Consider the following 6,477-nt stretch of genomic DNA (forward strand, 5'->3'; position numbering starts at 1 on the left):
ACCTTGTCTCTTCTCCATGCCCCATGCCCAATGCCCAATGCCCCGCATCACATTACCACTGGGCGATCGCATCTTGAATTGCTGCCTTTGCTTCTGATAGAGATTGGGTACGGGCATCACCTTCATTCAGGCTGTTAGCGTTAATAAATTGAATATCTGTAATCCCAATAAAGCCGAAAATTGCCCGCAGGTAGGGTTCTTGGAAGTCATAAGCAAGAATAGGAGATGTCGCGCTAAAGTCACCGCCGCGAGCTGTAATGACAACCGCTTTTTTGCCCTGAACTAACCCTTTAAAACCTTGAGCATCTAAGGCAACAGTCCGGTTAATGCGAACGATTTGGTCGATGTAAGCCTTAAAGGTGGAAGGTATATTGAAGTTATACATTGGCACTCCAAAGACGTAGCGATCGGCTGCCAAAAACTCATCAACCAGTTCGTTAGAAATCCTAAGTGCCTCAGTTAATTCTGGGGTATGGGTTTCTGGTGGTGAAAATGCCGCCGCAATCCAAGCTTCATCAACGTGAGGAACTGGGTAATGCCCTAAATCTCGATAGACGATCGCATCTTCAGGATGCGCTGCTCTCCAAGCACTGACGAATTCCTTAGATAATTCTCTGGAGTGCGATCGTTCACCACGGGGGCTGGAATCAATATGTAGAATATTTACCACAAATATCTCCTGATTAACTAGGATTTCTGCTTTTACTTTTTTTGAATCTTTATTTCAAAGCATTACATCAGATACTAAAAGTAACTAGTTACTAAAGTAAAGTAGTTACTATAAAGTAACTGTTGGATAATTTTGGCTAACTTATCGATGTCTGCTTCTACAAATCCTGATGCTTGCCCAATCAGTATTTTGATGTCCTTATTATCAGGGCCCTGGACAATGTACATACTATGGGTGTTGTGTAATCGCGGGTCTATTCGCTTTGGTGCATTGAAGCGCCAAGTAGAAGGCATATCAACCAAAATGCTGACAGAAAGACTGAGGATGCTTGAGGCAGCAGAAATTATTTATCGCCAGTATGAACCAACTATCCCACCTCAAGTCACTTACGGTCTTACAGAACGCGGACAGGAACTCATTGAAATCCTTCATCAACTCAATGGGCTTGCTGAACGTTGGTATGGCAGCGAACAACGAGAACATAGCAATAGTAATGTTTAAGCTGAAATTACACAAGTTTTATCTCAAACCTAAGTATTTTTAGGGCTATTGTCTAAGATGTTTTAATTGTGGGCTTCAAGACAGCTCCATCCATACTGAAAGCTCTTCCATATCAAATAGAGGAAGTTTTTGAATACCAGCTTTTTCGAGGCTGTTGTCTTCCGTTCTTCCGCGCCAGATTACGCAGAGTACAAAGTCCACGATCGCTCCCTGATTACGCAGCGCTTCGGTACTTTTTACAACCTGACCACCTGTTGTAATCACGTCTTCAATGACACACAATTTTTTCCCTTGAATATCAAATCCTTCTGCTATTTTCTCAGTACCATATTCTTTTTTTGTTTTCCGAACAAAGACAACTGGTAATTCAACTTCTAATGAAATTGCTGTTGCTAAAGGAACTCCTCCTAATTCCAGTCCGGCTAGAATTTCCGTGTTTGGTGGAATCTTTTTTACCATTTCTTTAGCTAACTGTTTCAGTAACAAAGGATTAGATTCAAACTGATATTTATCAAAGTAATGAGAAGATATCTGACCAGAACGTAACCGAAACTCGCCTTTCAAATAGGAAACACGAACAATTTCTTTGGCTAATTCGCTATGAATCATTTTTATAAAAAGCTGGGAAAAAGGTAAAAAAGCCGATGAAAAATGCATCGGCTTCGCTAAGAATATTTAACAAATAAATAGTTTACTGTTCTTGAATGGCTGCTGCTTTGGGAGGAAACTGAATTCTGGGATCTGGCATGAAATTGTATCTCAAGTACAATCCTCCTGAGACAAACAGGATAATTAACAACCCACCGATACCAAGGGGACTAGGAAGCCAGAAAACAGCTTCTATGTGATTTAGCTCGCCAGGCTGGAGTTTCCACACTAATTTATTGCCATTTTTTTCTGGCTCAATTGCAGTTTCAGTTAGTTGAATATTTTTGGCTCCCCAAGGAGTCTTCAAGCTAAATTCCAAATCGAGAATTGAACCAGCATTAGCTAGTACATTACCTTTACTGGCAATTAGAGAGAGCGATCGCAAATCCAAATCATAAATCAACCGATTTCGGACTAAAAGTAAAAAATTATTCTCCTCCAAGAGGACGTTTGATTCAATTTTCGGTAGTTCTGAGCCAGATTCGCTCTGTACAGACTCAGAGGGTTGATTTGCACGGGAGTTAAAGAATTCGTTGAACTTCTCTTGCAATTCCCTACCACTGCTAAAAGGAATTGTGACGATGATTTCTTCTGGGGAAACTCGCTGTGCTTTACCCTCAAGTTGACGGGCGCGGCGTTCTATGCTTTTTAACCACTCATACACCGAATCGCCGCTAAAACTGGTTAGCCGTTCTCCCAACTTAATATGCTGTACTAGTTCGCCACTATTTGAGTTGTCAAAGTTAAGCCCCACATCGTACTTCACACAGCCAGTCAGTAGCAGAGATGTTAACAGCACTAGCCACAGAATAGGATTTCGGATGGGAAAGACTCGGTTTATTCGATTTCGGCCATTCAGTCGTGAGGGCAATTTCATATTTGCCAACACGAAATTAAACGATCTGATTAACCACAAGAAAATCTTTCCGAAAATTGAAGAATTCATAACTATAAATCTCCCCAAAAGTCAACAGAATTATTATCAGCCAGGGGTTCCGGAAAAATTCAACCAAACCAAGTACGAGATGGTTAAACCAATGGCAATTAGCGCCACCCAGATAAAGCGATTATCTCTGGTATTGACCTGACTGAGGTCAACAAATTCTGGCTCGGCAAGTTTAGGCTTTTGCTCCCCAGAAGATTTAGTAGACTTAGCAGGTATAGAAATTTTGAGTTCATTATCAGCTAATTTACCCAAATCGGGGATTTCGGTCATCCATTCGCTGGGTCTTTTCAGCTTTGGTGCTTTTAATATATAAAGCATCCGCCGCGCTTGTTTGCTGATTTCAAAATGGGCATGGCGTTTGAGTCTTTCGCAAAGAGCGATCGCATCATCCGTGCGTCCAGCCGCTTCATAAGCTGTCACTAGATGAATTTCTACTTCGCCCCCAAGACGAGAATTACGAGCTAACAGAGCGCTGGCCTTTTCTAAATTTTCTACGGCTTCACGGTATTGCCCATTCTCAAAGGCAACTTTCCCAGCCTGGTAGCGAGTTTTAGCAATTTCTAGACTTTCTGTATTCACGTCTTATACAAAAATTAGCACTATTTTCATTTTGCCAATGCCAGCAATCTTTTTAGAATCTTTTCAAAAGCTGGCAATCAGAAAGTGGATAAACTTCTAAAATTTTAAGTAAGTAGCTGCGACTATTTTCTGATTAAAAATTCCGGTATCAAATGCAGGTGAGCAAAATTATGTTGAAAATCAAGCATTCGCAACTGAATTGGCTCTTAGCAGGTATGACTTTAGCAGTGATGGGTGTAAGCATTGCTCCAGCTTCCGCCCAGCGCGCGTTCGTGATTGATAGTGGTTATGGAGTCAGGCGATCGCATTCTGCCCAGCGCGTGTTCGTAAATGATGGTGGTTATGGTTATGGAGTCAGGCGATCGTCGCCTTCTGTGGGTTCCTTTATTTATGGTAGTCCGATTCCCACACCTATGCTTGTAGACCCAACAACGGGACTAATACCACAACGCAATCATTACCGCGATTATTCCTATCCCCAGTTTAGGCAAAACGTGAGAAATTTCACGCCAATCGATCCAACAATTCGAGATTCAACCCTAGTTAATCCAGTAATTATCAATAATTCATGGCCTCGTACACCATTTAGCGGTGGGCGATCGCGGGTTATTATTACCTATCCCCGGTAGAGTAGGGAGATGAGGGGATAATAAGAACTCTTTACTCCTCACTCCTCACTTCTCACTCAGCACTCAGCACTCTAATAGGTAAACTGCGAACCGAGAATCATCGTCCCAATCCCAACATCAGTAAAGATTTCCAGTAACAGCGCGTGGGGAATGCGACCATCGATGATGTGTGCGGCACGGACTCCTTGAGCAAGCGATCGCACACAACAATTCACTTTGGGAATCATCCCACCGCTAACTATACCATCAGCAATCAACTCGCGGGCTTCGCGGATATCTACTTTCGGAATCAAAGTAGATTGGTCTTTGTAATCTTTTAAAATTCCACTGGTGTCGGTCAGTAAAATTAACTTTTCTGCACCTAATGCTGCGGCAATTTCCCCGGCTACAGTATCGGCGTTAATATTATAAGCTTGTCCTGCTTCGTCTGCGGCGACGCTAGAGACTACTGGAATATAGCCATTGCTAGCGAGGGTTTCCAAAATCTTGATATTTACATTGCTGACTTCCCCCACAAAGCCGATGCCTTCTTCACCTTGAGAACGGGCTGTAAATAGATTACCGTCTTTACCGCAAAGTCCGACAGCCAAACCACCAGCTTGGTTAATCAGGGAGACAATTTCTTTATTAACTCGACCAACTAAAACCATTTCCACCACATCCATTGTGGCGGCATCAGTGACTCGCAAACCATTCTTAAATTGTGGTTCGATGCCCAGCTTATCTAACCAACTGTTAATTTCTGGGCCACCACCGTGGACTACAATCGGACGCAAGCCCACGCAGGATAAGAATACAATGTCGCGGATAACTTTGTCTTTGAGTGCGCTATCTTTCATTGCTGCGCCACCATATTTGACAACAACAGTGCGACCTGTGAATTGTTGAATATAAGGTAGTGCTTCGCTGAGTACACGTACACGAGTGGCTTCAGCTTGCCTGATGTATTCAGAATCGTTGACCGTCATGAGGAGCCTAACAGAGAGAGTTAAAACCTATGCAGTCAGTGTAGAAGACTTTGTACCTTGTAACAATATCTCATAGCTGCCAAGAACAAGATGGTACTGGCATAGGCTTTGACTCCAGTACAGGTTTTACGCTACCTAATGGAGCGATACGTTCCCCTGATGCTTCTTGGATTGAACTGGAGCGTTGGAACGCCTTAACAGATGCACAAAAAGCCTCATTTGCACCAATTTGCCCCAGCTTTGTGATTGAGTTACGCTTCTCTAGCGTAGGCGTAGCCCGTCGTAGACATCGCCCGATCAAATTACAAGAGAAAATGCAGGAGTACATCGATAATGGTGCATCATTAGGCTGGTTAATCGATCGGCAGAATCGAAAAGTCTACATTTACCGTCCGAATCGAGAAGTTGAAATTTTGGATAATCCCGAAGCAGTTAATGGTAATCCAGAATTACCAGGATTTATCCTACGGATGGGCAAAATTTGGTAATTTGAGTCTTCTTAATGAGAAACTTGTGTTTTGAGAACGCCAGGAATTGCCTCAAGTATTCGCTTGGCAACATCTTCAGGTGTATCTCCCTCTCGCTCGATGATGTGCAAATCGGCTTGAGAGTAAAGTGGTGTTCGTTGTTCGAGGAGCGATCGCAACTTAGCTTTAGGATCGATATCTTGTAGCAGTGGTCTTGTGGTATCCTCAGCTAAACGACTGTAAATTATCTCCACTGGCGTATCTAGCCACACTATCAAACCGTGGTGCAAGTAACCCCAATTTTCTCGCCGCAATACAATGCCCCCACCGGTTGCGATAGTCAACTTTGTAAAAGCACAAATTTGTGAAAGTACGTCACTTTCTAACTGGCGAAACTTGGCTTCCCCAACTTCTGCAAATAATTGATTGATAGATTTACCTGTTGCTTGGACAATGACACCATCGGTATCTACAAACCCATAACCCAGTTCTTTTGCTAGTAAGCGCCCTACTGTCGTCTTACCAACGCCCATAATACCAATTAAGTACAGGTTGACTCCTTGTAATAAGCTGCTCACCAGTTGCTTCGCTCCAATTATAAGTTTTGAGTGCTGAGTCACAGCTTTAAATTATAAACTCAACGATTCAATCTAGGACTTAAAAATACGGAGTTTGATACATAATCGCGCAAACTCTAATAGTTTACTACTACAATTTGATGCCGATATTAGTAATTTCCGCAGGCATACAAAAACAAAATAAACCTCAATAAATTTATTTTCAACAGATATCAAAGTTTTTCACTTTGTTTCTCTCAAATTTACTTATAACTTTTCTAACTTCCAATTATTTTTAAAATCTGCAAATTCATCTTCTCTTTTAAGAGGAACGAAATGACATAATTACCGTTATTAATGTATTTAAAGTAACTTATACCAATTTAATGTGAAGTTGCACATATCTTGATCCCCCTAAATCCCCCTTGAAAAGGGGGACTTTGATAGATGTTTTTCCGGTTCCCCCCTTTTTAAGGGGGGTTAGGGGGGATCGAATTCTATGCAGCTTTATA

8 protein-coding genes and 1 pseudogene are annotated in these 6,477 nt (G+C 42.1%); 3 read left to right on the plus strand and 6 right to left on the minus strand.

Translation table 11 applies throughout. The features are described from left to right. Positions 1-52: 52 nt before the first annotated feature. Positions 53-670: an FMN-dependent NADH-azoreductase gene (locus tag RMY32_RS08330; RefSeq protein ID WP_322714513.1), complete on the minus strand. Its 618-nt coding sequence runs from the start codon at positions 668-670 to the stop codon at positions 53-55. 147 nt (positions 671-817) lie between these two features. Between RMY32_RS08330 and RMY32_RS08335 the strand changes: the two genes are divergently transcribed. Continuing rightward, positions 818-1,171 carry a helix-turn-helix domain-containing protein gene (locus tag RMY32_RS08335; RefSeq protein ID WP_322714514.1) on the plus strand — a complete coding sequence of 118 codons (354 nt, stop codon included), beginning with the start codon at positions 818-820 and terminating at the stop codon, positions 1,169-1,171. Positions 1,172-1,246: 75 nt separating this feature from the next. On the opposite strand, the gene pyrE is transcribed toward RMY32_RS08335, so the two are convergent. From pyrE to RMY32_RS08350, 3 genes are read right to left on the minus strand one after another with little or no spacing between them, the layout of a single operon-like run. Then, on the minus strand, positions 1,247-1,828 hold the full coding sequence (pyrE, locus tag RMY32_RS08340) for an orotate phosphoribosyltransferase (RefSeq protein WP_322714515.1): 582 nt from the start codon (positions 1,826-1,828) through the stop codon (positions 1,247-1,249). A gap of 34 nt (positions 1,829-1,862) precedes the next feature. Next, positions 1,863-2,765: a DUF3153 domain-containing protein gene (locus tag RMY32_RS08345; RefSeq protein ID WP_322714516.1), complete on the minus strand. Its 903-nt coding sequence runs from the start codon at positions 2,763-2,765 to the stop codon at positions 1,863-1,865. A gap of 36 nt (positions 2,766-2,801) precedes the next feature. Then, complete coding sequence (locus tag RMY32_RS08350; RefSeq protein WP_322714517.1) at positions 2,802-3,344, minus strand: tetratricopeptide repeat protein; 543 nt, start codon at positions 3,342-3,344, stop codon at positions 2,802-2,804. Between the two features lie 170 nt (positions 3,345-3,514). On the opposite strand from RMY32_RS08350, the gene RMY32_RS08355 reads away from it, so the two are divergent. After that, entirely contained in the window at positions 3,515-3,973 is a 459-nt protein-coding gene (locus tag RMY32_RS08355) for a hypothetical protein (protein WP_322714518.1), read from the plus strand. 71 nt (positions 3,974-4,044) lie between these two features. On the opposite strand, the gene argB is transcribed toward RMY32_RS08355, so the two are convergent. Continuing rightward, positions 4,045-4,941 carry an acetylglutamate kinase gene (gene argB, locus RMY32_RS08360; RefSeq protein WP_322714519.1) on the minus strand — a complete coding sequence of 299 codons (897 nt, stop codon included), beginning with the start codon at positions 4,939-4,941 and terminating at the stop codon, positions 4,045-4,047. A gap of 83 nt (positions 4,942-5,024) precedes the next feature. Between argB and RMY32_RS08365 the strand changes: the two are divergent. Further along, positions 5,025-5,429: pseudogene (locus RMY32_RS08365) on the plus strand (Uma2 family endonuclease); the annotation flags it as partial. 11 nt (positions 5,430-5,440) lie between these two features. On the opposite strand, the gene RMY32_RS08370 reads toward RMY32_RS08365, so the two are convergent. Next, positions 5,441-5,986, minus strand: a complete 546-nt coding sequence (locus tag RMY32_RS08370) for a shikimate kinase (RefSeq protein WP_322714523.1) — start codon at positions 5,984-5,986, stop codon at positions 5,441-5,443. Between the last annotated feature and the right edge of the window lie 491 nt (positions 5,987-6,477).

This window comes from Nostoc sp. ChiSLP03a, assembly GCF_034531215.2.
In the GTDB taxonomy this organism is placed as follows: Bacteria; Cyanobacteriota; Cyanobacteriia; order Cyanobacteriales; family Nostocaceae; genus Nostoc.

Coding starts and splice junctions, on each gene's coding strand:
- RMY32_RS08335 (WP_322714514.1), top strand. CDS start 818: ATGTCTGCTTCTACAAATCCTGATGCTTGCCCAATCAGTATTTTGATG.
- pyrE (WP_322714515.1), bottom strand. CDS start 1,828: ATGCATTTTTCATCGGCTTTTTTACCTTTTTCCCAGCTTTTTATAAAA.
- RMY32_RS08345 (WP_322714516.1), bottom strand. CDS start 2,765: ATGAATTCTTCAATTTTCGGAAAGATTTTCTTGTGGTTAATCAGATCG.
- RMY32_RS08355 (WP_322714518.1), top strand. CDS start 3,515: ATGTTGAAAATCAAGCATTCGCAACTGAATTGGCTCTTAGCAGGTATG.
- argB (WP_322714519.1), bottom strand. CDS start 4,941: ATGACGGTCAACGATTCTGAATACATCAGGCAAGCTGAAGCCACTCGT.